This is a genomic window from Burkholderia cepacia (genome assembly GCF_001718835.1).
Classification (GTDB): Bacteria; Pseudomonadota; Gammaproteobacteria; order Burkholderiales; family Burkholderiaceae; genus Burkholderia; species Burkholderia cepacia_F.
The window spans coordinates 2,744,870-2,771,646 of record NZ_CP013443.1; the positions used below are offsets into that span (position 1 = coordinate 2,744,870).

Here is a 26,777-nt window from a genome sequence, read left to right on the forward strand (position 1 = left end):
CGCTCATGCGTCGCGCAGCGACTGCAGCGCGGGGCGCCGCAGCACATTATGCAGGCTCAGCCAGCCGGCCGCACCGGCGCACGCGACGCCGGCCGCGATGCCGGCCGGCACGAGCCACGGATCGACGGCGAGCTGGAAGTCGAACACGCGCGACGCGAGCACCCAGCCGACCGCGATCGCGCCCGCCGACGCCAGCGCGCCGGCCAGCGCGCCGACCACGACGAATTCCGCGCGCTGCACCGCATTGACCTGCGCCCGCGACGCGCCGAGCGCGCGCAGCAGCGCAGCCTCGCGTACCCGCTCGTCGCGCGTACCGGCCAGCGCCGTGTAGAGCACGAGCACACCGGCCGCGAGCGTGAACGCGAACAGGAACTGCACCGCACCGACCACCTGCAGCATCATCCGCTGCAACTGCGCGAGGATCGGCGCGACGTCGATCGCGGTCAGGTTCGGGTAGCGCGCGATCAGCGGATCGAGCAGCGCGGCGTCCGATGCCGGCAAATGGAAGCTCGTCAGGTACACGGCCGGGAAATCCTTCAGCACCGGCGGCGGCATCAGCACGAAGAAATTGACGCGGAACGAGCCCCAGTCGAGTTTGCGCACGCTCGTGATCGGCGCGTCGACCGTCAGCCCCGTCACGTCGAAGCGCAGCACGTCGCCCGGCTTCACGTTCAGCGTCTTCGCGAGGCCGGCCTCGATCGAGATCTGCGGCGTGGCCGCGGTGCCGAACCAGTCGCCTTCGACGATCCGGTTGTCGGACGGCAGCTCGGTCGTATAAGACAGGTTGAACTCGCGGTCGACGAGCCGGCGCGCCTCGTCGGACGGGTAGGCATCCGGATTCACCGGCTTGCCGTTGATCGCGACCAGGCGGCCGCGCACCATCGGCGCGGGCACCGCGTCGCGCACACCGTGCGCGGTCAGATAGGCCGCGACGTCGGCACGCTGGTCGGGCTGGATGTCGATCAGGAACTGGTTCGGCGCATCGGGCGGCGTCGACTGCCGCCAGCCCGCGACGAGGTCGTTGCGCGTGATCGCGATCAACAGCAGGCACATCAGGCCGAGCGCGAGCGCGGTGATCTGCAGCGCGCCGGCCGTGCCGCGCCGGTGCAGCGACGCGAGCGCGTAACGCCAGCCGACGCCTGCGGCCACGCGCGCATTGCGCACCGCCCGCGCGGCGGCGAACAGCACGAGCCGCGCGATCAGCGCGAAACCGACCAGCGCGCCGGCGAAACCGCCCGCGACGATCAGCCCGAGCTTCAGGTTGCCGGCGGCCACGATCAGCAGCCCCGCGAACAGCACGACGCCGATCGCATACGCGGCCCACGCGGTGCGCGACGCGTCGCCCCACTCGCGCCGCAGCACGCGCACCGGCGGCACGCGCGTGAGCGGCACGAGCGGCGGCAGCGCGAAGCCGAGCAGCAGCACGAGCGCGGCGCCCACGCCGATCAGCGCCGGCCACAGCGTGGGCGGCGGCAGCACCACGTCGATCAGTCCGCCGAGCGCCGCGAGCAATGCCCAGTGGCCGCCGTAGCCGAGCACCGCGCCCGCGGCACCGGATACGATCCCGACGCCGGCGAATTCGAGCGTGAACAACGCGCCGAGCGTGCGGCGGCTCACGCCGAGGCAGCGCATCGTCGCGCAGCCGTCGAGGTGGCGCCGCATGTAGCGCTGCGCGGCCATCGCGATCGCGACCGCCGCGAGCAGCGCGGTGAGCAGCGCGACGAGCGTCAGGAAGTGGCGCGCGCGATCCAGCGTCTGCCGCACCTGCGGCTGGCCTTCCTGCAGCGACTCGAGACCGGCACCGCGCAACTTCCCGCCGTCGACGCGTGCGTGCGCATACGCTTCGAAGCGCGCGACCGCATCGGCGTCGCCCGCCACCAGCAGGCGATAGGTGACCCGGCTGCCGTAGCCCGTGAGCCCCGTCGCGGCGAGTTCGTCCGCGCGCATCATCAGCCGTGGCGAAAAATTGACGAACGAAAACCCGCGATCGAGTTCGCGGGAGATCGATGCGGCGACCTTGAACGTGCGCAACCCGACGCGCACCGTATCGCCCGCCTTCAGGTGCAGCGCATCGAGCAGCGCCGGATCGGCCCACACGGTGCCCGGCGCGGGAATCCCGTCCGCCTTGCGCGCGGGCGCGCCCCCGGCCGGCAGGATCTCGACCGCGCCGCGCAACGGATATCCGGGCGACACGGCCTTCACGGCCGCGAGCCGTGCGGGCGGCGCGTCGCCGGTCGCCTCGCCGACGGTCGAGCCGATCATGCTCGGGAAGATCGCGGTCGTCGCGGTACGCAGGCCGAGCGCGCGGGCCTGCCGGTCGAACGACGGATCGACGGGGCGGTCGGCCCGCACGACGAAATCGGCGCCGAGCATCTGGCGCGCATCGCGCTCGAGCCCCTGGCGCAGGCGGTCGGCGAGGAAGCCGACGCTCGTCAGCGCCGCGACCGCGAGTACCAGTGCAAGGACCAGCAGCGTCAGCTCGCCCGCGCGCCAGTCGCGCGCGGTCATGCGGGCGGCCTGGCGGATCAGGTCACGCAGGCCGAAGCGGCCGGCATGCGCCGCGCCGGCCGCATCATCACGCCGACCGGATGGCCGCCCCACGGATGGCCGCCCCACGGTTGGCCGCCCCACGGATCGCCGCCCGGTCAATCGCGCTTCCCCCCGATCGAGTTCAGCCGCGACACCATGTGGTTCGCCATGCCGCGAAAGCCGCCCGAGACACCGCGCCACAGGCGCGGGAGCGCCCACGCGGAAGCCGCGATGAAGGCGGCGAGCAGCACCAGGAAGGCGAGCGGGACGAAGAACGCGAGCACGAGCCCGCCGACCACGAGGCCGTCCTCGGTCGACGAGGCGACCCAGTTCGAAATCGGTTCGGGAGACAGGTTGATCAGCGCGCGCGTGCCGGCCTTCGCCACGTGCGCGGCACCGGCGAGCGAACCGCCGGCGAGCCCCGCGACCGCGAGCACGGTCGGATCGGCATGGCCGAGCGCACCGGCCGCGAGCACGGCGCCGGCCGGGATGCGGATGAAGGTGTGCACGGCATCCCACAGCGAGTCGAACGCGGGAATCTTGTCGGCAAGGAATTCGGTGACGGCGAGCACGGCCGCGGCGCCGATGACCCACGGCGACATCAGGACGGCCAGCGTATCGGGCAGGTGCAGCCAGCCGAACCGCGCCAGCAGGCCGGCGATCAGCACCGTCAGGTACAGGCGCAGGCCGCTCGCCCACGCGAGCCCCGCGCCGAGCGAAATGGCTTCGATCATGGCCCTCTCCTTGCGCGTGACGTGCGCGTCGCCGATCGATTCTGGATATGGCCGGCCGCGCGGCGCGTGGCGCGCGACGCAACGGCATTCAGGCCCGAATGCGTTCCATTATAGACAGGCTCGCCGCGCGTCCGGCGCAAATCCCCATGAGGAAAAACCTCAGGCAGCCGACGACAGCTTGAGGCCGATCAGCCCCGCGACGATCAGCGCGGCACTCGCGACGCGCGCGACGGTCAGCGCCTCGCCCATCATCACGATCCCGAACACGAACGCACCGACCGCGCCGATGCCCGTCCACACCGCATACGCAGTACCGAGCGGCAACTGCCGCATCGCGACCGCGAGCAGCCCGAAGCTGGCCAGCGCCGTCACGATCGTAAACACCGACGGACCGAGCCTCGTGAAGCCGTCCGACGATTTCAGGCCGGCCGCCCAGGCCACTTCCAGCAAACCGGCGATCAACAACCATACCCACGCCATCTCGACGTACTCCGTATCGGATGGGGCCGTCCCCGTTGAAGCGAATGTCCCGGGGTCGTCCCCGGGCGGCGCCGAGTATAGCAAGCGGCCGGCGGATGCGACGGCGCGGCATCGCCGCGGCGCGCGGCGCGCTCACTTCGATACGCGCTTCGGCGTGGCGCCGCCGACGCAGCGGTCGTCGCGGTACAGCGCCCACTCCTCGCACACGCGGCCGTCCTTGAACACGCACATGCCGACGTCGCCGCCCGGCGTGTTGCGGATCGCATGGCGCCCGCCGAGCTTCACGCAGTTCACCGACGCCGGATTGGCCAGCGCGGCCTTCGGCGCGGGCGACGCCGGCTGCCCGGGCGGCAGCGGTTGCGCGCCTGCGCCGGACGCGGCGAGGGCCAGCACACAGGAGAAAGCCAGACGGACGGTCATCGCATGCTCCTCGTTCGGTTTGCGCAACGGCCAGCATAGCGGGGAATCGGCTGCCGGTGTGCGACTTCGGGGCCGGTTCAGGCGGATGGCACGCCGACGCCCGGGCGGGCGGCTCCCCGGGCGCGGCGCTCAGGCCGCGCCGACAAGCCGGTATCCGACGCCCGTCTCGGTGACGATGTACTCGGGCTGCGCCGGGTCGCGCTCGAGCTTCTGGCGCAGGTGCGCCATGTAGATGCGCAGGTAGTGGTGGCTTTCGACATGCGACGGCCCCCATACGTCGCGCAGCAGCTGCCGGTGCGTGAGCACGCGCCCCGCGTGGCGCACGAGCGTGGCGAGCAACCGGTACTCGAGCGGCGTCAGGTGCACGATCTCGCCGTCGCGCCACACCTGGCGCAGCGCGAGATCGACCGTCACGGTGCCGAAGCTCACCTTCGGCGACTCGTTCGCGCCGCCCTGGTTGCGCCGGCGCAGTTGCGCGCGGATCCGCGCGCGCAGTTCCGACACGCCGAACGGCTTGGTCAGGTAATCGTCGGCGCCCGCGTCGAGCGCCGCGACCTTCTCCTCTTCCTGCGTGCGCGCGGACAGCACGATCACCGGCACCTCGGACCAGCCGCGCAGTTCGCGGATCACGTCGAGGCCGTCGGTATCGGGCAGGCCGAGGTCGACGATCACGAGATCGGGCTTGCGCGTCGCCGCGTCGATCAGCCCCTGCTTGCCCGTCTCGGCCTCGAACACCGCGATGTCCTCCTCCTCGAGCGCGGCACGCACGAAACGGCGGATCTGCTTTTCGTCCTCGATCAGGACGACGGTCAGGCTGGGTTCACTCATGGTCTGGCAATGACTCGGATGGGGACGACGCACCCGGCACATCGGGTTCGTCGTCGGATACGGCAGGGGCGGCCGGCGGCGTCTCGACCGGCAGCGTGAACCAGAAGCGCGCGCCCGTCACGTGGCCGTCGGGCGCGGTGCGGTTGAGCGCGCCGATTTTACCGCCGTGCGCCTCGACGATCGCGCGGCAGATCGCGAGGCCGAGCCCGATGCCCGGCGTCGCCGACTCCTTCTCGCCGCGCGTGAACTTGTCGAAGATCCGCGTTTCCATGCCGGCCGGCAGGCCCGGGCCGTAATCGTCGACATGCACGCGCACGAACGGCAGCCCGTCTTCGGATACACGCTCGGCGCCGATCTCGAGCGGCGTATCGGGCGGCGTGTACTTCGCCGCGTTCTCGAACAGGTTGGTAAACAGGCGCTCCATCAGCACCGCGTCCATCTGCAGGAGCGGCAGGTCGGCCGGCAGCACGACGCGCGCGGGATGGCGCGAAAGCACGCGCTTGCATGCGGCAAGCGCCGCGCCGACGGTTTCCTCGAGCAGCGACCACTGGCGCTTGAGCTGCAGGCTGCCGGCCTGCAGCCGCGCCATGTCGAGCAGGTTCGTGACGATGCCCGTCATCCGCAGCGCCTCGTCGTGAATCGCATCGACGAGTTCGCCCTCGCGCTGCGCGAAGCGCTCGGCCGCCGCGGTGTCGCCGCCCTGTGCGGCCGCGCGTCCGTTCGCGAGCATCGACGAGAAACCGACGATCGTCGTGAGCGGCGTACGCAGGTCGTGCGAGATCGCCGACAGCAGCGAGTTGCGCAGCCGCTCGGATTCCATGTTGACGAGCGCGTCGCGCGCGATCTCGACGTAGTGCACGCGTTCGAGCGCGAGTGCGATCTGCGCGGCGAAGGCGTCGAGCATCCGCTGCTGCTCGGGCACCTCGAGTTCGCGCGGTTCGCGCGACGCGACCGCGAGCACGCCGCGCGTGCGCATCGGCGCCTTCAGCGGCAGGTACAGCGCGACCGTCGCGGGCAAGGTATCCGTGCCGCGACCGGCCGGCTTCTGCTGGTCGTACACCCACTGGCCGACGTCGCTGTCGAGGTCCGCGCCCGTCAGCGTCACGGCCGCGTCGGGCTCCTCGATCTTCTGCCGCACCTTGTCCGCGCTGTCGGGCAGCAGGAACGCGACGCGCGCGCGAAACACCTCGCCCACGTGGCGGCTGCCGATCTCGACGATCTGCTCGGTCGTCAGCGCCGCGCCCAGCTCGCGCGCCATCGCGTAGATCGCGCCGGTGCGGCGCTCGCGGCGCTGCGCGACGCTCGCCTGGCGCGTCAGCGTCGACGTCAGGTGGCTGATCACGAGCGACGTCAGCAGCATCCCGAAGAAGGTCAGCAGGTATTGCGTGTCACTGACCGAGAACGACATGCGCGGCGGCACGAAGAAGTAATCGAACGCGGCCACCGACAGGAACGACTGCAGTACGCCCGGGCCGCGCCCGAGCCGCACGGCCGAGAACACGACGCCGAGCAGGTACAGCATCACGAGGTTCGTCAGGTCGAGCCGCTCGGACACGAGGCTCGCGACGACCGTGATCGCCGCGCAGATCGCGGCCGCATACGCGTAGTGCCGCGGCGGCGAGCGATGCGTGCCGAACTGCGCGAACGCGTCGCGCCAGTCGCGCGCACGCGCGTCGAGCGGCGCGGCGCGCGCCTCGTCGCTCGCGGACGCACGGATCAGCATCAGGTCGACGTCGCCCGCGCGTTCGGCGAGCTGCTCGCCGAACGGCCGCACGAAGCGGCGCACGAGCCCGACCTTCGGCGAGCCGCCCGCGACGACCTTCGACACGTTGCGCACCTTTGCATAGCCGATCAGCGCGGCGACCGCGTCGGCGCCGGCGAGCGTGGCCGTCTCCGCGCCGAGTTCGGCGGCGAGCTTCAGCGCGTCGAGCGTACGCTGCCGCCGCGCATCGGGCAGCCGCTGCAGTCGCGGCGTCTCCACATAGACGGCGATCCAGTCGGCCTTCAGGCTCGCGGCAAGCCGCGCGGCCGCGCGCACGAGCGTCGGCGCCTCGGGGCCCGGCCCGACGCATACGAGCAGCCGTTCGCGCGCCTGCCAGATGCGCTGGATCGAGCGGTCGGCGCGGTATTCGCGCATCTGCGCGTCGACGCGATCGGCCGTGCGCCGCAGCGCCAGTTCGCGCAGCGCGATCAGGTTGCCCTTGCGGAAGAAGTTGCGCACCGCGCGCTCGGCCTGCTGCGCGAGATAGACCTTGCCGTCGCGCATCCGCTCGAGCAGTTCCTCGGCCGGCAGGTCGACGAGCGTGACTTCGTCGGCCGCGTCGAATACGCGGTCGGGCACCGTCTCCCACACGCGGATGCCGGTGATCGCGCCGACCACGTCGTTCAGGCTTTCGAGGTGCTGGACGTTGACGGTCGTATAGACGTCGATGCCCGCGTCGAGCAGTTCGTACACATCCTGCCAGCGCTTCAGGTGCCGCGCGCCCTGCACGTTCGAATGCGCGAGTTCGTCGACGAGGATCAGTTGCGGCTGGCGCGCGAGTGCGCCGTCGAGATCGAATTCGGCGAGCGTGCGGCCGCGATAGTCGATGCGCGCGAGCGGCAGCACGTCGAGACCGTCGAGCAGTGCCGCGGTTTCGCTGCGCCCGTGGGTCTCGACGATGCCGACGACGACGTCGACGCCTTCCTGCAGGCGCTGGCGCGCGGCCTGCAGCATCGCGTAGGTCTTGCCGACGCCGGCCGATGCGCCGAAGAAGATCTTGAGCTGGCCGCGCCGCTGCTTTTCTTCGTCACGCTGCAGCTTGTCGAGGAGTTGGTCTGGATCGGGACGATTCATGCGTCAGAAAGGCGGAGCGCCCGGATGCGCGCGAGTACGAGCATTGTTGTTCCAAATCGCCGCAAAAGGCAAAGACGGCGCAAGCGCCGTCGGGAAAAGGCGCGTCCGGCGCGGGGCTGACCGCGCCGGACGCCGGTTGTCGCCGGAAGCCCGGACGTGCGCTCAGTGCGCGGCCTGCGCCGCATCGAGCGCGAGGTTCAGCTTCAGCACGTTCACGCGCGCCTCGCCGAACACGCCGAACTGGCGGCCCGTCGTGTTCGCGGCGACGAGCTGCGCGACCGCGTCGGGCGCCAGGTTGCGCGCCTTCGCGACGCGCTCGACCTGGTACGCGGCGGCGGCCGGCGTGATCTCCGGATCGAGGCCGCTCGCCGACGCCGTCACGAGGTCGACCGGCACGGGCTTCGACATGTCGGTGCCCGCGTCGCGCAGCGCCGCGATGCGCCCCTTCACCTGGTCGGCGAGCGACGGGTTCAGCGGGCCGAGGTTCGAGCCGCCGGAGCCGGTCGCGTTGTACGGCATCGGCGCCGTGGCCGACAGCCGGCCCCAGAAGTACTTCGGCGCATCGAACGGCTGGCCGATCAGCGCGGAGCCGACCGGCTTGCCGTCCTTCTCGATCAGGCTCCCGTTCGCCTGCGACGGGAACACGGCCTGGCCGAACACGGTCATCACGGCCGGGTAAGCGAGGCCCGTCACGGCGGTCAGGACGACGAAGAGCACGACGAGCGGGCGAATCAACGTTTTCATGATGTTTCCTTCGATGGCGGCCGGTTCAGGCCCAGCCGAGTGCAGCGAGCGTCATGTCGATCAGCTTGATGAACGGGAACGGCAGCAGCACGCCGCCGAGGCCGTACACCAGCAGGTTGCGGCGCAGCAGCGACGCGGCGCCGAGCGGCCGGTACGTGACACCCTTCAGCGCGAGCGGGATCAGCGCGACGATGATCAGCGCGTTGAAGATCACCGCCGACAGGATCGCGGAGGCCGGCGACGTCAGGTGCATGATGTCGAGCACGCGCAGTTGCGGGTACGTCGTCACGAACGCGGCCGGGATGATCGCGAAGTACTTCGCGATGTCGTTCGCGATCGAGAACGTCGTCAGCGAGCCGCGCGTCATCAGCATCTGCTTGCCGATCTCGACGATCTCGATCAGCTTCGTCGGGTTCGAGTCGAGGTCGACCATGTTGCCCGCTTCCTTCGCGGCCTGCGTACCGGTGTTCATCGCCACCGCCACGTCGGCCTGCGCGAGCGCCGGCGCGTCGTTGGTGCCGTCGCCCGTCATCGCGACGAGGCGGCCCGCCGCCTGGTGTTCGCGGATCGTCGCGAGCTTGGTTTCCGGCGTCGCTTCCGCGAGGAAATCGTCGACGCCCGCCTCCGCCGCGATCGCCGCGGCCGTCAGCCGGTTGTCGCCCGTCACCATCACGGTCTTGATGCCCATCTTGCGCAGCTCCGCGAAGCGCTCCTTGATGCCGCCCTTCACGATGTCCTTCAGCTCGATCACGCCGAGCACGCGCGCCGCCCCCTCATGCAGGTCGGCCACGACGAGCGGCGTGCTGCCGCGGCGCGCGACCTCGTCGACCGCGCGGCGCACTTCTTCCGGAAAGCGGCTGCCGTGCGTCTCGACGTAGCGGCGGATCGCGTCGGCCGCGCCCTTGCGGATCTCGCGGCCGGGGAGGTCGACGCCGGACATCCGCGTCTGCGCCGAGAAGCCGAGGAACGTCGCGTGCAGTTGCGCCATGTCGCGCTGGCGAATGTTGAAACGTTCCTTGGCCAGTACCACGATGCTGCGGCCTTCCGGCGTTTCGTCGGCCAGCGACGACAGCTGCGCGGCATCGGCCAGCGCTTCCTCGGTCACGCCCGGCGCCGGCACGAACGTCGATGCCTGACGGTTGCCCAGCGTGATCGTGCCGGTCTTGTCGAGCAGCAGCACGTCGACGTCGCCGGCCGCTTCCACCGCGCGGCCCGACGTCGCGATCACGTTCGCCTGCATCATCCGGCTCATCCCGGCCACGCCGATCGCGGACAGCAGCCCGCCGATCGTCGTCGGGATCAGGCACACGAGGAGCGCGACGAGCGCGGTGATCGTCACGACGTGGCCGGCCTTCATCGCGTCGACCGAGAACATCGAGAACGGCAGCAGCGTGGCCGTGGCCAGCAGCATCACGATCGTCAGCGCGACGAGCAGGATCGTCAGCGCGATCTCGTTCGGCGTCTTCTTGCGCTTCGCGCCTTCGACCATCGCGATCATCCGGTCGAGGAACGCCTCGCCGGGGTTCGCGGTGACCTTGACGACGATCCAGTCGGACAGCACGCGCGTGCCGCCCGTCACCGACGAGAAGTCGCCGCCCGATTCGCGGATCACCGGCGCGGATTCGCCGGTGATCGCCGATTCGTCGACCGACGCGACACCGTCGACCACCTCGCCGTCGGCCGGGATCACGTCGCCGGCCTCGACCAGCACGACGTCGCCCTTGCGCAGGTCGCTCGCGGTCGTGATGCGGATCGGCGACTTCGGATGCGGCTCGTTGAGCTTCTTCGCCATCACGTCCTTCTTCGCGCTGCGCAGCGACGCGGCCTGCGCCTTCGAGCGCCCTTCGGCGAGCGCTTCGGCGAAGTTCGCGAACAGCACGGTGAACCACAGCCACAGCGCGATCGCGAGGATGAAGCCCGCCGGCGCCTCGGCCTGGCCGGCGAGCGCCGCGATCCACAGGATCGTGGTCAGGATGCTGCCGACGTACACGCAGAACATCACCGGGTTGCGGAACTGCGTGCGCGGCGTGAGTTTCTTGAACGAGTCCACGATCGCCGGGCGCAGCAGCGCCGGATCGAACATGGACCGTGTTGCGGAATGTTGAGTCATTGCGATCTCTTCAATCTCTTGAGTCTTTTCAACGTGTCGCCGCGCGTCATGCGCCGAGCCACATCATCAGGTGCTCGACGCCCGGGCCGAGCGCAAGCGCCGGCACGTAGGTCAGCGCGCCCACCAGCAGCACGGTGCCGAGCAGCAGCACGACGAACAGCGGGCCGTGCGTCGGCAGCGTGCCGCTCGTCACCGCGATGCGCTTCTTCGCGGCCAGCGAGCCGGCGATCGCCAGCACCGGCACGATCGTGCCGAAGCGGCCGAACCACATCGCGATCGCGGTCATCCAGTTGTAGAACGGCGTGCCGACCGTCAGGCCCGCGAACGCGCTGCCGTTGTTGTTCGCGGCCGAGCTGAACGCGTAGAGGATTTCCGAGAAACCGTGCGGCCCCGGGTTCGCGATGCCGGCCTTGCCCGCATCGGCGAGCACGGCGATCGACGTGCCGACCAGCACCAGCAGCGGCGTGAGCAGCACGACGATCGACACCATCTTCATCTCGTACGCCTCGATCTTCTTGCCGACGTATTCGGGCGTGCGGCCGATCATCAGGCCGGCCACGAACACCGCGAGCAGCGCGAACACGAGCATCCCGTAGAGGCCGGAGCCGACCCCGCCGTAGATCACCTCGCCGAGCTGCATCAGCAGCATCGGCACGAGGCCGCCGAGCGGCGTCAGCGAATCGTGCATCGTGTCGACCGCGCCGCACGACGCGGCCGTCGTCGCGACCGTGAAGATGCCGGTCTGCGCGATCCCGAAGCGCGTTTCCTTGCCTTCCATGTTGCCGCCCGGCTGCAGCGCACCCGTCGACTGGTCGACATGCAGCGCGGCGAGCGTCGGGTTGCCGCCCTGCTCGGCGCTCACCTCGACGCCGATCGCGAGCACGAACGCAACGGTCATCGCCGCGAGCACCGCGATGCCCTGCCGGCGGTCGCCGATCGTCCGGCCGAACACGAGACACAGCGCGGCCGGGATGATCAGGATCGAGAAGACCTGCAGGAAGTTCGCGAACGGCGTCGGGTTCTCGTACGGGTGCGCGGAGTTCGCGTTGAAGAAGCCGCCGCCGTTGGTGCCGAGCATCTTGATCGCTTCCTGCGACGCGACCGGGCCCATCGCGAGCGTCTGCTTCGTGAGCGGGGTCGGCACCGTGACCGCGTTGCCCTTGTCGTCCTTCACCGGATTGCCCTGCGCGTCGAGCTTCGGCGCCGCATAGGTGCTCGCCTGCAGCACCGGCACGTCCTGGTACGCCTTCATGTTCTGGATCACGCCCTGGCTCATCAGCAGCGCGGCGATGATCATCGACATCGGCACGAGCACGTACATCGTCACGCGCGTGAGGTCGACCCAGAAGTTGCCGATCGTCTGCGCGGTATGACGCGCGAAGCCGCGGATCAGCGCGATCACGACGACGATGCCGGTTGCCGCCGACAGGAAGTTCTGCACGGTCAGGCCGAGCATCTGCGTCAGGTAGCTGACGGTCTGCTCGGGCGTGTAGTCCTGCCAGTTCGTGTTGGTGACGAAGCTGACGGCCGTGTTGAACGCGCCGTCGACCGTCATCGCGCCGAATTGCTGCGGGTTGCCGGGCAGGAAGCCCTGCAGGCGCAGCAGGCCGTAGAGGAACAGCGCGCCGAGCGCGTTGAACGCGATCGTCGCGATCGCGTACTGCTTCCAGTTCATCTCGCTGCCGGGGTCGACGCCGGCGACGCGGTACAGCGCGCGCTCGAGCGGCCCGAACACGCGCACGACGCGCGAGCTGCCGTCCATCACCGACGACAGGTAGCGCGCGACCGGCACGGCCGCCGCCAGCAGCACGACGACGAAGAGCAGTATCTGAAACAGGTTGTTCGCGTTCATTCGATGTCCTCCGCGCGCAGCAGCGCAAAGACGAGATACGCGAACAGCAGCGCCGTCGAGGCGCCCGCCAGCCAGAGCATCCAGGTCATGCCCGCCCCCCGCGACCGTATTGCACGAGCTTGTCGCAACCGGCAACCAAACCGAGGATCAGCGCGGTGAAGAGCACCAGTGCGCCGATGAAAACCCCATCCATTTTTCTGTTCTCCATCGTCGAAATCAGACGACTAGAACCTTATGGGAACGCACGTAAAGGACGGGTCAAAGGTCGTCGGGGGCGTGTAAAAAACGCGTAAACGAAAAGGCGGGGGAAGGCGGCGGGACAGGCGGCGCCGCAGCGCCGCCCGGGGAGACGCGCGCGCCGGCCCGGCGGCCGGCGCGGCGGCGTCAGGGAACGAGGATCGTCGAGCCGGTGGTCTTGCGCGCTTCGAGATCTTCATGCGCGCGCCCGACTTCCGCGAGCGGATAGCGCTGGTTGATGCTGGTTTTCACCTTGCCCGACAGGATCACGTCGAACAGCTCGGCGGCCGCGGATTCGAGATCGGCGCGTTTCGCGATGTACGAGAACAGCGTCGGTCGCGTGAAGAACAGCGAGCCGCGCGACGAGAACTCCTTCGAATCGATCGCGGGCAGCGGGCCCGACGCGTTGCCGAAGCTGACGAAGTAACCGAGCGGCGCGAGGCAGTCGAGCGAGCCGATGTAGGTGTCCTTGCCGATCGAGTCGTAGACGACCGGCAGCAGCGCGTCGTTCGTGATCGCCCGCACTCGCTCCGTGAAGTTCTCTCGCGTGTACACGATCGGATGGTCGCAGCCGTGCGCCTTCGCGAGCGCGGCTTTCTCGTCGGAGCCGACCGTGCCGATCACGGTCGCGCCGAGCGCCTTCGCCCATTGGCACACCAGCAGGCCGACGCCGCCGGCCGCCGCGTGGATCAGGATCGTGTCGCCGGCCTTCACCGGGTACGTGCGGCGCAGCAGGTAGTGCGCAGTCAGGCCCTGCAGCATCACCGATGCCGCGTCTTCATAAGTGATCGCGTCGGGCAGCTTGACCACGCGATCGGCGGGCAGTACGCGCTCCTGCGCATACGCGCCCGGCGGCTGCCCGACGTACGCGACGCGGTCGCCCGCCTTGAGCGCGGTCACGCCTTCGCCGACGGCCGTCACCTCGCCCGCCGCCTCCATCCCGAGACCGCCGGGCAGCGGCTGCGGATAAAGGCCGGTGCGGAAATACACGTCGATGTAGTTGAGCCCGACCGCGTGCTGCCGAATGCGGACTTCACCCGCCTTCGGCTCGCCGACCTCGACATCGACCCACTTCATCACGTCCGGGCCGCCCGGCTGGTCGTATCGGATTGCTTTCGGCATCGTTTCGCTCCTCGTTTCGTCTTCAGTCACGGAAAAGTTCAGGCGCTGGTGGGCGAGCCGCCCGTCGGCACGCATCGCAACGGCCGATTCTCGCGCGTCGTCACGATTCGTGCATCGCCCTGTCGGCGGCAGGGGTAATTCGGGGTCGCGTGCGGGATGCGTGCGGCCGGCCGCACCTAGCCGGCCGCACCCATCTTCCTCATCAGATCGTCGAGCAGCATCCGCGCCGTCGCGACGTTGGTCGCGACCGGCACGTCGTGCACGTCGCACGCGCGCACGAGCGCGGTGATGTCGGGGTCGTGCGGCTGCGCGGTCATCGGGTCGCGCAGGAACACGACGATGTCCACGCGGCCGTCCGCCAGTTCCGCACCGATCTGCAGGTCGCCGCCGAGCGGCCCCGACAGCTTGCGCTCCACCTCCAGCCCGTGCGCGTCCGCGATGCGGCCGCCCGTCGTGCCGGTCGCGACCAGCCGGCATTGCGCGAGCGTCGCGCGGTATTCGCCCGCGAGCGCGACGATCTCGTCCTTCTTCGCGTCGTGCGCAATCAATGCGATGCGGGGTTTGCTCATCTCCAGGTCCTTCGGTTCGTTGTCGTCGTAAAAGCCGGCCGCGCGGCGCGCGTCAGAACGTGCCAGGATACGCGCCGCCGTCGAGCAGCCAGTTCTGCCCGGTGATGTAGCCGGCATGCACGCTGCACAGGAACGCGCAGGCCGCGCCGAATTCGGCACGCGTGCCGAGGCGGCCGGCCGGAATGTCCTTCGTACGGCGCGCGCGCATTTCGTCGACCGTCACGCCCTGCGCCTTCGCCGACGCGGCGAGCGTGGTCGCGATCCGGTCGGTGTCGAACAGGCCCGGCAGCAGGTTGTTGATCGTCACGCCCTGCCCCGCGACCTTGCGCGACAGCCCCGCGACGAAGCCGGTCAGCCCCGAGCGCGCGCCGTTCGACAGCGCGAGCACGTCGATCGGCGCCTTCACGGCCGAACTCGTGATGTTGACGATCCGGCCGAAGCGGCGCGCGATCATCCCGTCGACGGTCGCGCGGATCAGCTCGATCGGCGTCAGCATGTTCGCCTCGAGCGCGCGGATCCAGTCGTCGTGCGAGAAGTCGCGGAAGTCGCCGGGCGGCGGGCCGCCCGCATTGTTCACGAGAATGTCCGGCTGCGGGCACGCGGCGAGCGCGGCCGCGCGGCCTTCCGGCGTCGTGATGTCGCAGGCGACCGCGGTCACGGCGACGCCCGACGCCGCGCGGATCGCGTCCGCGGTCGCCTCCAGCGTGTCGCGCGTGCGCGCGACGATCACGAGGTTCACGCCCTCGGCGGCCAGCGCTTCCGCGCAGCCGCGACCGAGCCCCTTGCTTGCCGCGCACACGAGCGCGGTCTTTCCTTCGATGCCGAGATCCATCGTCGATATCCGTTGTTGATTGCGGCGCGCCGGCCGGCGCGCGGATTGTCGTGAGACGTCGATATTAGCCGGATCACGCGGCGCGCCTTGGTAAAATTGCGTCATTGCGCGCAGACGGGCCCGCCGCCCGCCTGCCGTCCCGAACCCCTTTTGCGCCAGCGCGCCCCCGTCATGAAACAGGACAGCCGTTTCCCGAATCTCTTCATCACCGATCACCCGCTGATCCAGCACAAGCTCACGCACATGCGCGACAAGGACACGTCCACCCGGACGTTCCGCGAGCTGCTGCGCGAAATCACGCTGCTGATGGGTTACGAGATCACCCGCAACCTCCCGATCACGACCAAGCGGGTCGAAACCCCGCTCGTCGCGGTCGACGCGCCGGTGATCGCGGGCAGGAAGCTGGCGATCGTGCCGGTGCTGCGCGCGGGCATCGGGATGTCGGACGGCCTGCTCGACCTGGTGCCGTCCGCGCGCGTCGGCCACATCGGCGTGTACCGCGCCGACGACCACCGCCCGGTCGAATACCTGGTGCGCCTGCCGGATCTGGAAGACCGCATCTTCATCCTGTGCGACCCGATGGTCGCGACCGGCTATTCGGCCGTGCACGCGGTCGACGTGCTGAAACGCCGCAACGTGCCGGCCGCGAACATCATGTTCGTCGCGCTGGTGGCCGCGCCCGAAGGCGTGCAGGTGTTCCAGGACGCGCACCCCGACGTCAAGCTGTTCGTCGCGTCGCTCGATTCGCACCTGAACGAGCACGCGTACATCGTGCCGGGCCTGGGCGACGCGGGCGACCGCCTGTTCGGCACCAAGAACTGAGGCCCGGCACGGCCCGCGGCGGCCTGCCCGGCCGTTCGGCCATGCGCGGCGGCCCCGATCCGGCGGTCGCCGCGTGATAAAATCTCGATCCACTCGACACGCGCGGCCCCGCGGCTTCATGCCCGCCGATACGGCCGCCGACTCAACGACACATTGAAACAATCGCCCGCGCTGCGCGCCCGGGCACGGAGAAAGGTATGGCTGGTCATTCGAAATGGGCCAACATCAAGCATAAGAAGGCAGCGGCCGACGCGAAGCGCGGCAAGATCTGGACTCGCCTGATCAAGGAAATCCAGGTCGCGGCACGCCTCGGCGGCGGCGACGTCAACTCGAACCCGCGCCTGCGTCTCGCGGTCGACAAGGCGGCCGACGCGAACATGCCGAAGGACAACGTCAAGCGCGCGATCGATCGCGGCGTCGGCGGCGCGGACGGCGCGAACTACGAGGAAATCCGTTACGAAGGCTACGGCATCAGCGGCGCGGCGATCATCGTCGACACGCTGACCGACAACCGCACCCGCACGGTCGCGGAAGTCCGCCACGCGTTCTCGAAGTTCGGCGGCAACATGGGCACCGACGGCTCGGTCGCGTTCATGTTCGATCACGTCGGCCAGTTCCTGTTCGCACCGGGCACGTCGGAAGACGCGCTGATGGAAGCCGCGCTCGAAGCCGGCGCGAACGACGTGAACACGAACGACGACGGCTCGATCGAAGTGCTGTGCGACTGGCAGGCGTTCTCGGCGGTGAAGGACGCGCTCGAGGCCGGCGGCTTCAAGGCCGAACTCGCCGAAGTGACGATGAAGCCGCAGAACGAAGTCGAATTCACCGGCGACGACGCGGCGAAGATGCAGAAGCTCCTGGATGCGCTCGAGAACCTCGACGACGTGCAGGACGTGTATACGAACGCCGTCATCGTCGAGGAATGAGATGCCGGCCGCCGCGCACCCGTTGCGGCGGCGGCCCGATCGAATCCGCGGCCGGCGCGCCTGAGCGTGCCGGCCGCCCTGTTTTCTAGTCTGCGGGGAATCCCATGAAACTACTCGTCGTCGGTTCCGGCGGCCGCGAACATGCGCTGGCGTGGAAGCTCGCGCAGTCGCCGCGCGTCCAGATGGTCTACGTCGCGCCCGGCAATGGCGGCACGGCGCAGGACGAGCGTCTGAAGAACGTCGACATCACGGCGCTCGACGAGCTCGCCGATTTCGCGGAAAGCGAAGGCGTCGCGTTCACGCTCGTCGGGCCGGAAGCGCCGCTCGCGGCCGGCATCGTCAACCTGTTCCGCGCACGCGGCCTGAAGGTCTTCGGCCCGACCCGCGAAGCCGCGCAGCTCGAGAGCTCGAAGGATTTCGCGAAGGCGTTCATGAAGCGCCACGGCATCCCGACCGCCGAGTACGAAACGTTCTCCGACGTGGCCGCCGCGCACGCGTACATCGACGCGAAGGGTGCGCCGATCGTCGTGAAGGCCGACGGCCTCGCGGCCGGCAAGGGTGTCGTCGTCGCGATGACGCTGGAAGAAGCGCATCAGGCCGTCGACATGATGCTGTCGGGCAACAAGCTGGGCGACGCCGGCGCCCGCGTCGTGATCGAGGAATTCCTCGACGGCGAGGAAGCCAGCTTCATCGTGATGGTCGACGGCAAGCACGCGCTGGCGCTGGCTTCCAGCCAGGACCACAAGCGCCTGCTCGACGAGGATCGCGGCCCGAACACCGGCGGCATGGGCGCGTATTCGCCCGCGCCGATCGTCACGCCGCAGATGCACGCACGCGTGATGCGCGAGATCATCATGCCGACCGTGCGCGGGATGGAGAAGGACGGCATCCGCTTCACGGGCTTCCTGTATGCGGGCCTGATGATCGACAAGGAAGGCAATCCGCGCACGCTCGAATTCAACTGCCGGATGGGCGACCCGGAAACGCAGCCGATCATGGCGCGCCTGAAGAGCGATTTCTCGAAGGTCGTCGAGCAGGCGATCGCGGGCACGCTCGACACGGTCGAGCTCGACTGGGACCGCCGCACCGCACTCGGCGTCGTGCTGGCCGCGCACGGTTATCCGGACGCGCCGCGCAAGGGCGACCGCATCAACGGGATCCCGGCCGAGACCGAACAGGCGGTCACGTTCCATGCGGGCACGACGCTCGACGGCGACAAGCTGACGACGTCCGGCGGCCGCGTGCTGTGCGTGGTCGGCCTCGCCGATTCGGTGCGCGAAGCGCAGCAGCATGCGTACGACACGATCAACCAGATCAATTTCGAAGGCATGCAGTACCGCCGCGACATCGGCTTCCGCGCGCTCAACCGCAAGAGCGCGTAACGTCGCAACCGCCGCCGCCTCGCGCGGCGGCGCAGGCTCCTCTGCCGGGGTTCGATAGAATGCCCGGCAGATGCCTTTTTTACGCCCGCTTCGCGCGGGGGCACCCAGTCCAGACATGACCGATTCGACCTACGACGTGACGCGCGTGCGCACGTACCTCCAGGGCCTGCAGACACGCATCGCCGACGCGCTCGGCGCGCTCGACGGCACGCCGCTCGCGACCGATGCGTGGCAGCGCGGGCCCGGCGAGCGCCTGCGCGGCGGCGGCTGCACGCGGATTCTCGAAGGCGGCCGCGTGTTCGAGCGCGCGGGGATCGGTTTTTCCGACGTCGCGGGCGACGCGCTGCCGCCGTCGGCGAGCGCCGCGCGCCCGCAGCTGGCCGGCCGCGGCTTCGAGGCGCTCGGCGTGTCGCTGGTGCTGCACCCGCGCAATCCGTACTGCCCGACCGTGCACATGAACGTGCGGATGCTGATCGCGACGAAGCCCGGCGAGGCGCCGATCTTCTGGTTCGGCGGCGGGATGGATCTGACACCGGTTTATCCGTTCGAGGACGACGCGCGGCATTTCCACCAGACCTGCAAGGACGCGCTCGATCCGTTCGGCGCCGAGCTCTATCCACGTTTCAAGACGTGGTGCGACGAGTATTTCTTCCTGAAGCACCGCAACGAGACGCGGGGCGTCGGCGGGATCTTCTTCGACGATTTCTCCGAGCCCGGATTCGAACGCTCGTTTGAGATGATGCAAAGCGTCGGCGACGCGTTCCTGAACGCGTACCTGCCGATCGTCGAGCGTCGTGTCGCGCTGCCGTACGGCGAGCGCGAGCGCGACTTCCAGGCTTACCGGCGCGGCCGCTACGTCGAATTCAACCTCGTGTTCGACCGCGGCACGCTGTTCGGCCTGCAAAGCGGCGGCCGGACCGAATCGATCCTGATGTCGATGCCGCCGGTCGCGAACTGGCGCTACAACTGGCAGCCCGAGCCGGGCTCTCCGGAAGCGCGCCTGAGCGAGTTCCTCGTGCCGCGCGACTGGGTCTGAGCCCGCCGCGCCCCGCCGCCTCAAGAACAGGACACGTTTTTCTGGACACCACCACCCGCCCCGCCCCGCTGCCGCGTCGTATCGGCCTGCTGGGCGGCACTTTCGACCCGATCCACGACGGCCATCTCGCGCTCGCGCGCCGGTTCGCCGGGCTGCTCGGCCTGACCGAACTCGTGCTGCTGCCCGCCGGGCAGCCGTACCAGAAGCGCGACGTGTCGGCCGCCGAGCACCGGCTCGCGATGACCCGCGCGGCCGCCGGCTCGCTGTCCCTGCCGGGCGTGACCGTGACCGTCGCCACCGACGAGATCGAGCACACCGGCCCGACCTACACGGTCGAGACGCTCGCGCGCTGGCGCGCGCGGATCGGCCCGGACGCGTCGCTGTCGCTGCTGATCGGCGCCGACCAGCTCGTGCGCCTCGACACGTGGCGCGACTGGCGCACGCTGTTCGACTACGCGCACATCTGCGTGTCGACGCGCCCGGGCTTCGACCTGGGCGCGGCGCCGCCGGACGTCGCGCGGGAGATCGCCGCGCGGCAGGCCGGCGCCGACGTGCTGAAGGCCACGCCGGCCGGCCGCCTGCTGATCGATACGACCCTTTCGTTCGACATCGCCGCGACCGACATCCGCGCCCACCTGCGCGAATGCATCGCGCGCCATGCGCAAATGCCCGACGCATCGGCCGAGCATGTGCCGGCCGCCGTATGGGCCTATATTCTTCAACATCGCCTCTACCATTCCTGAATCCATGGATATTCGCAAACTGCAGCGCGTGATCGTCGACGCCCTCGAAGACGTCAAGGCGCAAGACATCAAGGTGTTCAACACCAGCCACCTGACCGAACTGTTCGACCGCGTGGTCGTCGCTTCGGGCACCTCCAACCGCCAGACCAAGGCCCTCGCGTCGAGCGTGCGGGACAAGGTCAAGGAAGCCGGCGGCGACATCGTCAGCTCCGAAGGCGAAGACACCGGCGAATGGGTGCTCGTCGACTGCGGCGACGCGATCGTGCACATCCTGCAGCCGGCCCTGCGCCAGTACTACAACCTCGAGGAAATCTGGGGCGACAAGCCCGTGCGGATGAAGCTCGGCGGCGGCAAGGGGAACGGCTTCGCCACGGCCAGCGAAGGCGACGACGACGAGGAAGAAGCCGCGCCCGCACGCCCGGCGCGCAAGACGGCCGCCCGCCGCCGTTGAACCCCGAGTCGTTACGCGTCTCCCGATGAAGCTTTTCATCCTTGCGGTCGGCCACAAGATGCCGGGCTGGATCGCGTCCGGCTTCGACGAATACACGAAGCGGATGCCGCCGGAACTGCGCATCGAGTTGCGCGAGATCAAGCCCGAACTGCGTTCGGGCGGCCGCAGCGCCGAAAGCGTGATGGCGGCCGAGCGGCAGAAGATCGAGGCCGCGTTGCCGAAGGGCGCGCGCCTCGTCGCGCTCGACGAGCGCGGCCGCGACTGGACCACGATGCAGCTCGCGCAGGCGCTGCCCGGCTGGCAGCAGGACGGCCGCGACGTCGCGTTCGTGATCGGCGGTGCCGACGGGCTCGATCCGGAGCTGAAGGCACGTGCCGACGTGCTGCTGCGCATCTCGAGCATGACGCTGCCGCACGGGATGGTGCGCGTGCTGCTCGCCGAACAGCTTTACCGGGCGTGGAGCATCACGCAGAATCACCCCTACCACCGCGCATGACGTGTCGTCCTCGAGACGCGCGCCTCGCGCGCTCACCGAGATAACGACACCATGCCGTCCAGCACACGTCCCCCGCGCTTTTCCCGACCCTTTACCTCGCTTCACAAAGCCCGCGCCGCCAGGAGCTGCTGCAGCAGATCGGCGTACGCTTCGAGCTGCTGCTGCCGCGCCCCGACGAGGACGCCGAAGCGCTCGAGGCCGAACTGCCCGGCGAAGCCGCCGATGCCTACGTGCGGCGCGTGACCATCGCCAAGGCCGAGGCCGCGCGTGCGCGCCTCGTCGCGAGCGGCAAGCCGGCTTCGCCGTTGCTGGTCGCCGATACGACCGTGACGATCGACGGCGCGATCCTCGGCAAGCCGGCCGACGCCGACGACGCGCTCGCGATGCTCACGCGCCTCGCGGGCCGCGAACACGCGGTGCTGACGGCCGTCGCCGTGATCGATGCCGACGGCGAACTGCTGCCGCCCGCGCTGTCGCGCTCGTCGGTGCGCTTCGCGGCCGCGTCGCGCGATGCGTATGCACGCTACGTCGAATCGGGCGAGCCGTTCGGCAAGGCCGGCGCGTACGCGATCCAGGGGCGCGCCGCCGAGTTCATCGAGCGGATCGACGGTTCCCATTCAGGTATCATGGGTCTGCCCCTTTTTGAGACCGCGGCGCTGCTGCGCGCCGCGCGCGTCGCCTTCTGAATCCCACCATGAACGAAGAAATCCTGATCAACCTCACGCCGCAGGAAACGCGGGTCGCACTCGTCCAGCAAGGCGCGGTGCAGGAGCTTCACGTCGAGCGCACGCTGTCGCGCGGGCGGGTCGGCAACATCTATCTCGGCAAGGTCGTGCGCGTGCTGCCCGGCATGCAGTCGGCATTCATCGACATCGGCCTCGAACGCGCGGCGTTCCTGCACGTCGCCGACATCTGGCATCCGCGCCTCGCGGGCGAGCCGCAGTCGGGCACGCCGCACCAGCCGATCGAAAAGACCGTGTTCGAGGGCCAGACGCTGATGGTCCAGGTGATCAAGGATCCGATCGGCACGAAGGGGGCACGGCTGTCGACGCAGGTCAGCATCGCGGGCCGCACGCTCGTCTACCTGCCGCAGGAGCCGCATATCGGCATCTCGCAGAAGATCGAGAGCGAGGCCGAGCGCGAGGCCGTGCGCGCGCGGCTGACCGCCGTGATCCCGCCGGACGAGAAAGGCGGCTACATCGTGCGCACGATCGCCGAGGATGCGACCTCCGACGAACTCGCCGGCGACGTCACGTACCTGCGCAAGACGTGGGCGACGATCGTCGGGCAGGCGCAGCGGCTGCCGGCGACGAGCCTGCTGTACCAGGATCTCGATCTCGCGCAGCGCGTGCTGCGCGATTTCGCGAACGACGACACGACGCGCATCCAGGTCGATTCGCGCGAGACCTACCAGCGCCTGTCGGAATTCGCGGGCGAGTTCACGCCGGCCGTGAGCCCGAAGCTGCACCACTACACGGGCGAACGGCCGCTGTTCGATCTGTACAACATCGAGACGGAGATCCAGCGCGCGTTGTCGCGCCGCGTCGACCTGAAGTCGGGCGGCTACCTGATGATCGACCAGACCGAGGCGATGACGACGATCGACGTGAACACCGGCGGTTACGTCGGTGCGCGCAACTTCGACGACACGATCTTCAAGACCAACCTCGAGGCCGCGCACACGATCGCGCGGCAACTGCGGCTGCGCAACCTCGGCGGGATCATCATCATCGACTTCATCGACATGGAAAACGCCGAGCATCGCGACGCGGTGTTGTCCGAGCTGAAGAAGGCGCTGTCGCGCGACCGCACGCGCGTGACGGTCAACGGCTTCTCGCAGCTCGGGCTCGTCGAGATGACGCGCAAACGCACGCGCGAATCGCTTGCGCACGTGCTGTGCGAACCGTGCCCGACCTGCCAGGGCAAGGGCCAGGTGAAGACGTCGCGCACCGTGTGCTACGACATCCTGCGCGAGATCCTGCGTGAGTCGCGGCAATTCAACCCGCGCGAATTCCGCGTGATCGCCGCGCAGCAGGTGATCGACCTGTTCCTCGATGAGGAATCGCAACATCTCGCGATGCTGATCGACTTCATCGGCAAGCCGGTGTCGCTGCAGGTCGAGTCGAACCTGAGCCAGGAGCAGTACGATATCGTGCTGATGTGACGCACGGCGCGATGCCCTGTCGACACCCCGCCCCGCGCGGGTTGGTTACAATCCCGCGCTGAGTCCGCACACGGGTAACCGCGCCATGAAGTCCATCATCGCATCCACATCATTCGTCGCCGCGCTCGCGTTCGCGAGCGTGCCGGCAACGGCCGAAACGTCGGCCGCCGGCGACGCGTCGCAGCAATCGTGCGCGATCGCGACCGTCACCGGTGTCGGCGGCTCCGCGCAAAGCCTGCGCGAATACCTCGCGACCCCGGAAAAGTATCGCTACCTCGCCGACAATCCGCTCGACTGCAAGGTCTCCGAAGACAGCCGCACGTCCGGCTGCACCGGCGTCACGTATCTTCGGCACGAGCGGGTCAGCGTCTACGACGACAGCGACGCGCAGACGCTGGTCGTGGTCGCGCGCGTGGAGCTCGAGCGCGGAACCTACCCGGTGATCATCTCCGTGCCCAGGAAGGATGTGCAATGCGTAAAGTAAAGTGAAGTGAACGGAACGCACGCGCTCCCGCCGCACGAAGCCTCTTTTTCCATCCCTACAGCATTTAATCAAGTACCATGAGCAAGCAACACAACCGCCGCCAGCGCAAGAAACTCCACATCGGCGAATTCCAGGAGCTGGCCTTCTGCGCATCGGCCCAATACCGCACCGAGCTGAGCGACCTCCAGCGCGGCGAACTGATCGACGCATTCATCGACTTCGTCGAAGCGAACGGCCTGCTGACCGTCGCGTCGGCGGACGAAGGCATCGGCGCGTACGTGATCTCCGGCGCACCGCGCGGCACGACGACCGACGCGGACCGCGAATCGGTTCGCGGGTGGCTCGAGGCCCGGCCCGAACTGGCCGACGTCGCCGTCAGCGACTTCACGGACGCCTGGTATCCGGAGGAGGCGTAAGCCTTCGCGCGTGCGTCGCGCAGATCGACGCACACGCACCCCGGGCCGGCCGCTGCGGCGCCATGTCGCACGGCCCGGTGCGCCGGCCTTCCGGCTCCGGTCGCCGCGATGCGGCGACGCCCGCGCGAACGCCGCCGCACGCGGCTCTCACGCGCCGATTCGCGTCGATCGCCCGGCGTTCTTCGGCCTTTCCCGCGAGACACGTTAAAATCTCCCCTCGCGTGGTGCGCCGCCCGCACCCGCCATCCATATCGCCAGCCGCGTGCCCTCGGGCCGCCCCCGACCCATGGAGTGAGTGTCAATGAGCGGCGGACTTCCGTTTCCCGCATCCCGCAAGTCGTTGCCGTCCTCGACGGTCTTCCTGATTCTCGGCGCCGCCGTGCTGCTGTCCGGCTGCGGGCTGCTGCCGGTCCAGAATCCGCCCGCGCCGATCAGCGAGGCGCTCGTCGAACCCGTCGAGGAAGCCGCCGGCGAACCGCTGACGATGCCGCCCGTGCCGGCGCCGGTCCGGCCGGAAGCCGAGGCGCCGAAAAAACCGCACCGCGAAGTCACGCGGCCGAAGCCCGTGCAGCGCCCCGAATCGCCGCCGCCGGCGCCACCCGCGCCGGCCCCGCTCGTCGCGACGCGCCCCCTCGACCGTACGCAGATCCACGCGCTGCTCGACAGCGAAGTCGCGCGCCGCAACGGCAAGGTGATCGGCCGCGCGGTCGACATGGTGACCGACGCGAGCGGCAAGCCGCGCGAGATGGTCGTCAACCTGCAGGGCTTCATGGGTGTCGGCGACCGCAAGGTCATCTTCCCGTGGAACGTGTTCCGCTTCACGCCGGGCGGCAAACAGGAGCCGATCGTGCTCGACGTGCCGTCGGGCGACCTGCCGCCGGCCGCGCGGCCCAAGGCCGTGCCGCTGTCGGGTTCGGCCGCGGCCTCGCCCGCGACGCGCCTGCCGTTGCTCGACAGCGACGTCGAGCGTCCGAACGGCACGAAGATCGGCCGCGTCGTCGACGTGCTGATCGACCGCGCGTCGCAGCCGCAGGCTGTCGTGCTCGACCTCGGCGGCCTCGTCAACACCGACCGCCGTTCGATCGCCGCAAGCTGGGGCGCGCTGCGCTTCGTCACGCGCGACAAGGCGCTGCATCCGCAGCTCGACCTGAACGACGCACAGATCAAGGCGTCGCCGCCCTACGCGGCCGACAAGCCGATCGTCGCGGTCTACCCGCCCGTTGCCCCGGCACCGGCTTCGTCTGCGAGTGCGACCCGATGACGATCAAGCATTCCGTCAGCGTACGCAGTCTCCGGTCCCTCGACTGGCTCAACTTCTTCGTTGCAAACGTTCAGACAGGGTTCGGGCCGTTCATCGCGTCCTACCTCGCGTCGCACAAGTGGACACAGGGCGAGATCGGCATGGTGCTGTCGATCGGCACGATCAGCGCGATGGTCAGCCAGGTGCCGGGCGGCGCGGCCGTCGATGCGCTGAAGAACAAGAAAGGCGCGGCCGCGTGGGCGATCGCGGCCATCATCCTGTCCGCGGTGCTGCTCGCGTCGAGCCCGACGATCGTGCCGGTGATCGCCGCCGAGGTGTTCCACGGTTTCGCGAGCTGCATGCTCGTGCCGGCGATGGCCGCGATCTCGTTCTCGCTCGTCGGCCGCGCCGACCTCGGCGACCGGCTCGGCCGCAACGCGCGCTGGGCATCGATCGGCAGCGCGGTCGCGGCGGGCCTGATGGGGCTCACCGGCGAATACTTCTCCGCGCGCGCGGTGTTCTGGCTGACCGCCGTGCTGGCGCTGCCCGCGCTGTTCGCACTCGCGATGATCCAGCCGACACACGAAGTGATCCCGCAATCGTCGCAGCCCGACGACCACGGCGACCGCGACGAATCTGGCGAACGCGAAACACTGCTCGAACTGCTGCGCGACCGCCGGATGCTGATCTTCGCGGCGTGCGTCGTGCTGTTCCACCTGTCGAACGCGGCGATGCTTAACCTCGCGGCCGGTGAAGTCACGGCCGGGATGGGCGAGAACGTACAGCTCGTGATCGCCGCGTGCATCATCGTGCCGCAGGCGATCGTCGCGATGCTGTCGCCGTGGGTCGGCCGCTCCGCGCAGCGCTGGGGGCGCCGGCCGATCCTGCTGCTCGGCTTCTCCGCGCTGCCGGTGCGCGCGCTGCTGTTCGCGGGCGTGAGCAGCCCGTATCTGCTGGTGCCGGTGCAGATGCTCGACGGCATCAGCGCCGCCGTGTTCGGCGTGATGCTGCCGCTGATCGCGGCCGACGTCGCGGGCGGCAAGGGCCGCTACAACCTGTGCATCGGGCTGTTCGGGCTCGCGGCCGGGATCGGCGCGACGCTCAGCACCGCGGCCGCCGGCTACGTCGCCGATCATTTCGGGAATGCCGTCAGCTTCTTCGGGCTCGCGGGCGCCGGTGCGCTGGCCGTGCTGCTGGTCTGGCTCGTGATGCCCGAAACGCGCGTCGAGAACGGCGACGCGGCGGCCGACGAACCGGCCGCCGCATCGCCCGAACAGGCGCACTGACGCCCGCTCGCCGCCGTTACCCGCTTTCAGGCCAACGC

Annotated in this window: 26 protein-coding genes and 1 pseudogene; 13 read left to right on the plus strand and 14 right to left on the minus strand. The window is 69.4% G+C overall.

All coding sequences use genetic code 11. The annotated features are described in order from the left end of the window. Positions 1 to 3 precede the first annotated feature (3 nt). The 14 genes from WT26_RS15870 to WT26_RS15930 form a co-directional block, all read right to left on the minus strand. Positions 4 to 2,649, minus strand: coding sequence for an ABC transporter permease (locus WT26_RS15870; RefSeq protein WP_420480925.1), 2,646 nt, complete (start codon positions 2,647 to 2,649; stop codon positions 4 to 6). Continuing rightward, on the minus strand, positions 2,646 to 3,263 hold the full coding sequence (locus WT26_RS15875; protein WP_059531121.1) for a DUF4126 domain-containing protein: 618 nt from the start codon (positions 3,261 to 3,263) through the stop codon (positions 2,646 to 2,648). Before WT26_RS15875 ends, WT26_RS15870 begins: the two co-directional genes overlap by 4 nt. A gap of 159 nt (positions 3,264 to 3,422) precedes the next feature. Beyond that, a complete protein-coding gene (gene sugE, locus WT26_RS15880; RefSeq protein ID WP_059732977.1) occupies positions 3,423 to 3,743 on the minus strand; it encodes a quaternary ammonium compound efflux SMR transporter SugE in 321 nt (106 codons plus the stop codon). Between the two features lie 132 nt (positions 3,744 to 3,875). Then, positions 3,876 to 4,163: a DUF333 domain-containing protein gene (locus WT26_RS15885; RefSeq protein WP_069273779.1), complete on the minus strand. Its 288-nt coding sequence runs from the start codon at positions 4,161 to 4,163 to the stop codon at positions 3,876 to 3,878. Between the two features lie 129 nt (positions 4,164 to 4,292). After that, positions 4,293 to 4,991: a two-component system response regulator KdpE gene (gene kdpE, locus WT26_RS15890; protein WP_027786844.1), complete on the minus strand. Its 699-nt coding sequence runs from the start codon at positions 4,989 to 4,991 to the stop codon at positions 4,293 to 4,295. Further along, complete coding sequence (locus WT26_RS15895) at positions 4,984 to 7,827, minus strand: DUF4118 domain-containing protein (RefSeq protein ID WP_059666934.1); 2,844 nt, start codon at positions 7,825 to 7,827, stop codon at positions 4,984 to 4,986. The genes kdpE and WT26_RS15895 overlap by 8 nt, the downstream gene beginning before the upstream one ends. A gap of 162 nt (positions 7,828 to 7,989) precedes the next feature. After that, positions 7,990 to 8,571: a potassium-transporting ATPase subunit KdpC gene (gene kdpC, locus WT26_RS15900; protein ID WP_059666933.1), complete on the minus strand. Its 582-nt coding sequence runs from the start codon at positions 8,569 to 8,571 to the stop codon at positions 7,990 to 7,992. 25 nt (positions 8,572 to 8,596) lie between these two features. Beyond that, positions 8,597 to 10,681, minus strand: a complete 2,085-nt coding sequence (gene kdpB / locus WT26_RS15905; protein WP_059531108.1) for a potassium-transporting ATPase subunit KdpB — start codon at positions 10,679 to 10,681, stop codon at positions 8,597 to 8,599. A gap of 46 nt (positions 10,682 to 10,727) precedes the next feature. After that, positions 10,728 to 12,533, minus strand: coding sequence for a potassium-transporting ATPase subunit KdpA (kdpA, locus tag WT26_RS15910; RefSeq protein ID WP_069273241.1), 1,806 nt, complete (start codon positions 12,531 to 12,533; stop codon positions 10,728 to 10,730). Further along, positions 12,530 to 12,622, minus strand: coding sequence for a K(+)-transporting ATPase subunit F (gene kdpF, locus WT26_RS15915; protein WP_006752209.1), 93 nt, complete (start codon positions 12,620 to 12,622; stop codon positions 12,530 to 12,532). Before kdpF ends, kdpA begins: the two co-directional genes overlap by 4 nt. Continuing rightward, on the minus strand, positions 12,619 to 12,741 hold the full coding sequence (locus WT26_RS38815) for a hypothetical protein (protein WP_256976802.1): 123 nt from the start codon (positions 12,739 to 12,741) through the stop codon (positions 12,619 to 12,621). Before WT26_RS38815 ends, kdpF begins: the two co-directional genes overlap by 4 nt. A gap of 176 nt (positions 12,742 to 12,917) precedes the next feature. Further along, complete coding sequence (locus tag WT26_RS15920) at positions 12,918 to 13,892, minus strand: quinone oxidoreductase family protein (protein ID WP_069273780.1); 975 nt, start codon at positions 13,890 to 13,892, stop codon at positions 12,918 to 12,920. 176 nt (positions 13,893 to 14,068) lie between these two features. Beyond that, positions 14,069 to 14,461, minus strand: a complete 393-nt coding sequence (locus WT26_RS15925; RefSeq protein ID WP_069273242.1) for a methylglyoxal synthase — start codon at positions 14,459 to 14,461, stop codon at positions 14,069 to 14,071. Between the two features lie 52 nt (positions 14,462 to 14,513). After that, positions 14,514 to 15,293: an SDR family oxidoreductase gene (locus WT26_RS15930; RefSeq protein ID WP_069273243.1), complete on the minus strand. Its 780-nt coding sequence runs from the start codon at positions 15,291 to 15,293 to the stop codon at positions 14,514 to 14,516. A gap of 171 nt (positions 15,294 to 15,464) precedes the next feature. Between WT26_RS15930 and upp the strand changes: the two genes are divergently transcribed. The 13 genes and pseudogenes from upp (at position 15,465) to WT26_RS15995 (ending at position 26,739) form a co-directional block, all read left to right on the plus strand. Further along, complete coding sequence (gene upp / locus WT26_RS15935) at positions 15,465 to 16,115, plus strand: uracil phosphoribosyltransferase (protein WP_069273244.1); 651 nt, start codon at positions 15,465 to 15,467, stop codon at positions 16,113 to 16,115. A 197-nt stretch (positions 16,116 to 16,312) separates the two neighbouring features. Continuing rightward, positions 16,313 to 17,041, plus strand: coding sequence for a YebC/PmpR family DNA-binding transcriptional regulator (locus WT26_RS15940; protein ID WP_011352741.1), 729 nt, complete (start codon positions 16,313 to 16,315; stop codon positions 17,039 to 17,041). 104 nt (positions 17,042 to 17,145) lie between these two features. Then, positions 17,146 to 18,423 carry a phosphoribosylamine--glycine ligase gene (gene purD / locus WT26_RS15945; protein ID WP_021161100.1) on the plus strand — a complete coding sequence of 426 codons (1,278 nt, stop codon included), beginning with the start codon at positions 17,146 to 17,148 and terminating at the stop codon, positions 18,421 to 18,423. Between the two features lie 115 nt (positions 18,424 to 18,538). Then, entirely contained in the window at positions 18,539 to 19,459 is a 921-nt protein-coding gene (gene hemF / locus WT26_RS15950; protein WP_069273245.1) for an oxygen-dependent coproporphyrinogen oxidase, read from the plus strand. A 41-nt stretch (positions 19,460 to 19,500) separates the two neighbouring features. Then, the gene (locus WT26_RS15955; RefSeq protein ID WP_230943521.1) at positions 19,501 to 20,202 is read left to right on the plus strand and encodes a nicotinate-nucleotide adenylyltransferase; all 702 of its coding nucleotides are present in this window, start codon (positions 19,501 to 19,503) and stop codon (positions 20,200 to 20,202) included. 4 nt (positions 20,203 to 20,206) lie between these two features. Further along, positions 20,207 to 20,653 (plus strand): ribosome silencing factor, encoded by a 447-nt coding sequence (gene rsfS / locus WT26_RS15960; protein WP_059531086.1) that lies wholly within the window; start codon positions 20,207 to 20,209, stop codon positions 20,651 to 20,653. Between the two features lie 25 nt (positions 20,654 to 20,678). Beyond that, positions 20,679 to 21,149: a 23S rRNA (pseudouridine(1915)-N(3))-methyltransferase RlmH gene (gene rlmH, locus WT26_RS15965; protein ID WP_006484265.1), complete on the plus strand. Its 471-nt coding sequence runs from the start codon at positions 20,679 to 20,681 to the stop codon at positions 21,147 to 21,149. 51 nt (positions 21,150 to 21,200) lie between these two features. Then, a pseudogene (locus WT26_RS15970) lies at positions 21,201 to 21,835 on the plus strand (Maf family protein). 8 nt (positions 21,836 to 21,843) lie between these two features. Continuing rightward, the gene (gene rng, locus WT26_RS15975; RefSeq protein WP_059531080.1) at positions 21,844 to 23,313 is read left to right on the plus strand and encodes a ribonuclease G; all 1,470 of its coding nucleotides are present in this window, start codon (positions 21,844 to 21,846) and stop codon (positions 23,311 to 23,313) included. Positions 23,314 to 23,398: 85 nt separating this feature from the next. Further along, positions 23,399 to 23,797 (plus strand): hypothetical protein, encoded by a 399-nt coding sequence (locus WT26_RS15980; RefSeq protein ID WP_059956308.1) that lies wholly within the window; start codon positions 23,399 to 23,401, stop codon positions 23,795 to 23,797. Between the two features lie 77 nt (positions 23,798 to 23,874). Then, a complete protein-coding gene (locus WT26_RS15985) occupies positions 23,875 to 24,213 on the plus strand; it encodes a YggL family protein (RefSeq protein ID WP_069273246.1) in 339 nt (112 codons plus the stop codon). A gap of 301 nt (positions 24,214 to 24,514) precedes the next feature. Then, positions 24,515 to 25,474, plus strand: a complete 960-nt coding sequence (locus WT26_RS15990; RefSeq protein ID WP_069273247.1) for a PRC-barrel domain-containing protein — start codon at positions 24,515 to 24,517, stop codon at positions 25,472 to 25,474. Further along, positions 25,471 to 26,739 (plus strand): MFS transporter, encoded by a 1,269-nt coding sequence (locus tag WT26_RS15995; RefSeq protein ID WP_059664651.1) that lies wholly within the window; start codon positions 25,471 to 25,473, stop codon positions 26,737 to 26,739. The genes WT26_RS15990 and WT26_RS15995 overlap by 4 nt, the downstream gene beginning before the upstream one ends. The last annotated feature ends 38 nt before the right edge of the window (positions 26,740 to 26,777 follow it).

Bases quoted from the DNA above. Each gene is read 5' to 3' on its own strand.
- WT26_RS15980 (WP_059956308.1), top strand. From the start codon at position 23,399: ATGAAGTCCATCATCGCATCCACATCATTCGTCGCCGCGCTCGCGTTC.
- WT26_RS15930 (WP_069273243.1), bottom strand. From the start codon at position 15,293: ATGGATCTCGGCATCGAAGGAAAGACCGCGCTCGTGTGCGCGGCAAGC.
- hemF (WP_069273245.1), top strand. From the start codon at position 18,539: ATGACCGATTCGACCTACGACGTGACGCGCGTGCGCACGTACCTCCAG.
- WT26_RS15990 (WP_069273247.1), top strand. From the start codon at position 24,515: ATGAGCGGCGGACTTCCGTTTCCCGCATCCCGCAAGTCGTTGCCGTCC.
- WT26_RS38815 (WP_256976802.1), bottom strand. From the start codon at position 12,741: ATGGAGAACAGAAAAATGGATGGGGTTTTCATCGGCGCACTGGTGCTC.
- WT26_RS15885 (WP_069273779.1), bottom strand. From the start codon at position 4,163: ATGACCGTCCGTCTGGCTTTCTCCTGTGTGCTGGCCCTCGCCGCGTCC.
- rng (WP_059531080.1), top strand. From the start codon at position 21,844: ATGAACGAAGAAATCCTGATCAACCTCACGCCGCAGGAAACGCGGGTC.
- rsfS (WP_059531086.1), top strand. From the start codon at position 20,207: ATGGATATTCGCAAACTGCAGCGCGTGATCGTCGACGCCCTCGAAGAC.
- WT26_RS15995 (WP_059664651.1), top strand. From the start codon at position 25,471: ATGACGATCAAGCATTCCGTCAGCGTACGCAGTCTCCGGTCCCTCGAC.
- upp (WP_069273244.1), top strand. From the start codon at position 15,465: ATGAAACAGGACAGCCGTTTCCCGAATCTCTTCATCACCGATCACCCG.
- purD (WP_021161100.1), top strand. From the start codon at position 17,146: ATGAAACTACTCGTCGTCGGTTCCGGCGGCCGCGAACATGCGCTGGCG.
- kdpE (WP_027786844.1), bottom strand. From the start codon at position 4,991: ATGAGTGAACCCAGCCTGACCGTCGTCCTGATCGAGGACGAAAAGCAG.
- WT26_RS15875 (WP_059531121.1), bottom strand. From the start codon at position 3,263: ATGATCGAAGCCATTTCGCTCGGCGCGGGGCTCGCGTGGGCGAGCGGC.
- WT26_RS15920 (WP_069273780.1), bottom strand. From the start codon at position 13,892: ATGCCGAAAGCAATCCGATACGACCAGCCGGGCGGCCCGGACGTGATG.
- WT26_RS15985 (WP_069273246.1), top strand. From the start codon at position 23,875: ATGAGCAAGCAACACAACCGCCGCCAGCGCAAGAAACTCCACATCGGC.
- WT26_RS15925 (WP_069273242.1), bottom strand. From the start codon at position 14,461: ATGAGCAAACCCCGCATCGCATTGATTGCGCACGACGCGAAGAAGGAC.
- kdpC (WP_059666933.1), bottom strand. From the start codon at position 8,571: ATGAAAACGTTGATTCGCCCGCTCGTCGTGCTCTTCGTCGTCCTGACC.
- kdpF (WP_006752209.1), bottom strand. From the start codon at position 12,622: ATGACCTGGATGCTCTGGCTGGCGGGCGCCTCGACGGCGCTGCTGTTC.
- WT26_RS15940 (WP_011352741.1), top strand. From the start codon at position 16,313: ATGGCTGGTCATTCGAAATGGGCCAACATCAAGCATAAGAAGGCAGCG.
- rlmH (WP_006484265.1), top strand. From the start codon at position 20,679: ATGAAGCTTTTCATCCTTGCGGTCGGCCACAAGATGCCGGGCTGGATC.
- kdpB (WP_059531108.1), bottom strand. From the start codon at position 10,681: ATGACTCAACATTCCGCAACACGGTCCATGTTCGATCCGGCGCTGCTG.
- sugE (WP_059732977.1), bottom strand. From the start codon at position 3,743: ATGGCGTGGGTATGGTTGTTGATCGCCGGTTTGCTGGAAGTGGCCTGG.
- WT26_RS15895 (WP_059666934.1), bottom strand. From the start codon at position 7,827: ATGAATCGTCCCGATCCAGACCAACTCCTCGACAAGCTGCAGCGTGAC.
- kdpA (WP_069273241.1), bottom strand. From the start codon at position 12,533: ATGAACGCGAACAACCTGTTTCAGATACTGCTCTTCGTCGTCGTGCTG.